The organism is Maccoyibacter intestinihominis (genome assembly GCF_040096355.1).
Lineage (GTDB): Bacteria > Bacillota > Clostridia > Lachnospirales > Lachnospiraceae > Maccoyibacter > Maccoyibacter intestinihominis.
In genome coordinates this window covers 1-2341 of the sequence record NZ_JBBMEX010000047.1, presented here as the reverse complement: position 1 = coordinate 2341, position 2341 = coordinate 1, and the positions used below count along the sequence as shown (strand labels likewise).

General features: G+C 38.5%; 2 protein-coding genes. One reads left to right on the top strand and one right to left on the bottom strand.

The window, feature by feature from the left end:
- The first annotated feature begins 153 nt into the window (after window positions 1-153).
- Complete coding sequence (locus tag WMO43_RS14165) at window positions 154-423, top strand: fibronectin type III domain-containing protein (RefSeq protein ID WP_353531594.1); 270 nt, start codon at window positions 154-156, stop codon at window positions 421-423.
- Window positions 424-587: 164 nt separating this feature from the next.
- On the opposite strand, the gene WMO43_RS14160 is transcribed toward WMO43_RS14165, so the two are convergent.
- Window positions 588-2330, bottom strand: a complete 1743-nt coding sequence (locus WMO43_RS14160) for an IS1634 family transposase (protein ID WP_353531595.1) — start codon at window positions 2328-2330, stop codon at window positions 588-590.
- Window positions 2331-2341: the final 11 nt, after the last annotated feature.

Here is a 2341-nt window from a genome sequence, read left to right as displayed (position 1 = left end):
CTTTTTCTTTTAAGTATACCACACTATTACAAACAAGTACATACTAAAACGAAAAAATTGACATAAAAAATGCAGGTTTTATGCGACCTGCGATAACTTTTTTGAATATTCAACTGTCAAACTCCCGTCTACGGTGTACCGAAAAAACCGGAAATGAAGAAACTGACCGCCGGAAAGAAGAGATTTACGGTACAGTGGAAAAAAGACAAGAAAGCGGACGGTTATCAGGTACAGTATTCCACGGATAAAAAGTTCAAAAAGAACGTAAAGAGTATGAACGTATCAAAGAAAAACACAAAGGCAACCGTGAAGAAACTGAAAAAGGGAAAGACCTACCGGGTAAGAATCCGTTCCTACAAAAAGATAGACGGAAAGAAATACTACAGCGGATGGGGCAAGGTAAAATCCGTAAAGGTGAGATAACAGGACAATTTGCACAGAATTTTTTTGACAAATATCCAGTTGCGTGATAATATCCCATCTTTGACAGTTGGAAAGTAAAAAAACGGTTGTGAAGCCAGTAAAATCAAGGCTTACAGCCGTTTTTTGTTTCGCAGCAATATGTGCTATTGTGCTATATTTTTACACTATGGTAAATTTATTTCTTTCGTCTGCTTGATGATGCTTCGCATCGTAGATTTCTTGATGAATTCATAATCAGTCCGAAAACCGAAAGTTCGGTGTAAAGAATCTGTTATTTCAGTTCTGGTGTAAGAGGGAACATAGCCATTAGCGGTATTTAACAGAGTCATTTTCATGGAGCGCAAAGTCTCGATGATCTGCTCTGCTGTATAGCGATTTCCTATTTTCTTTTCTAACAGACGGTAGAGAAGAAGGCTGATGTAACAGGTCATGAAGTGTGCCTTGATCCGGTCATCTCTTCTGACATACACAGGTCTGGCTTCGAATTCAGTTTTCATGATTCTGAAGTTCTCTTCAATTTCCCAGCGCTGCTTGTTTATCTTTATAATCTCCTCGATATTTCCCTCAAGATTTGTCATAACCGCATAGAAACCATCGTAAAGTTCTTCTTTGGCAATCTGTTCCTCATCAAGCTCATATACTTTCTTTTCTGCAATTTCGCCATCATCTGTTACAGAAGTCTTTTTTACAAAGCGCATAGGATCATTTTGATTTTTCCCCTTTCTCTTTTTGCAAGGAGAACTGATAATCCTCTCTGCGCGCTCAATTTGGCGTGACCGGATTCTTTGCTGATAAGCTTTATATTTCGGAGAGTATGTAACGATTAGCGTCTCATCCAGACTTCCTGTGACAACAGGAACTTCCTTGTAGTAAATAGAGTTAAAAACTTCTTCATCAGTCTCGTCCAAAGTGCTGATATCTATAAAATCTGCCGAACCGACTTTTCTGAACTGTGTTGGATTCAGGGCAATATCACGGTCTTCCTGCTTCATCTTTTTAAGGGAATGTGTGATGACATAAGCTCGATTCCCGATGCTGTTAAACGCTCGGTTATTGGCACTTCCAAGACCGGCATCTGAACAGAAAATAAATTCACTACAGTTAAAATCTTTTATGATTTTCTTCTCCAGAGGCTTAAGCGTCGTTTGCTCGTTTTGATTACCTTGAAAAATATCAAATGCAAGTGGAATGCCATCAGCATCCATAAACAGCCCCATACCAACAATCGGATTTGGGCGGTTCTCTTTACTTTTTCCATAGTGCTTCAAACCGCTTTCTTCCTCAATCTCAAAGTAATAATTCGTACAGTCATAGTAAAGTATCTTCTGATTTCTTGGATGGATGAAGTTTGAATTTTTGTATAGTTCACTTTGGATAAAATCCGACTCTTCTGCGATTACAGACAAAGCTCTGTAAACATCCTGAATCCCATACTTTGGTGGTTCAAGAAGCGTTTTGCAAAAGTTATAACTGCTGAGCTTGCTTGAAGGAGAGAGAACCCTTGCGTAAACGAGATCAGTAAGAATCGCATGGAAGTCATACTTAAATTTATGGTGTCCTTTAATTACACGGCAGATGTTATCAATGCGTAGCTCTGTACATAATTGTTGAAGAAATAAATAGCCGGCATGAAAAGAACGTGCCTCGTTCATAGGAATGCAGGCAGCCTGGGAGAATTCAACCGTTACTTTCCCCGTACGTTCATTGTAGAGAGCTGTTTCTTTGGCAGCTTCGATTTTCGCCCAAGCCATAAGTTTTTCATTATCACCATCAAACTGTTCCAGCAAAGTGTTGTATTTTCCAAGTTTTTTATAGATGCGAGATGATGATTTTCCGTCCTTTTTTCGGAATGATTGATAAATGTAAACGTCTTTATTATTTTTACTACCTGTAACTGCAATATACATAATATAAACCT

Excerpts from the sequence above, each read along its gene's own strand:
- WMO43_RS14165 (WP_353531594.1), top strand. The coding sequence starts at position 154 with ATGAAGAAACTGACCGCCGGAAAGAAGAGATTTACGGTACAGTGGAAA.
- WMO43_RS14160 (WP_353531595.1), bottom strand. The coding sequence starts at position 2,330 with ATGTATATTGCAGTTACAGGTAGTAAAAATAATAAAGACGTTTACATT.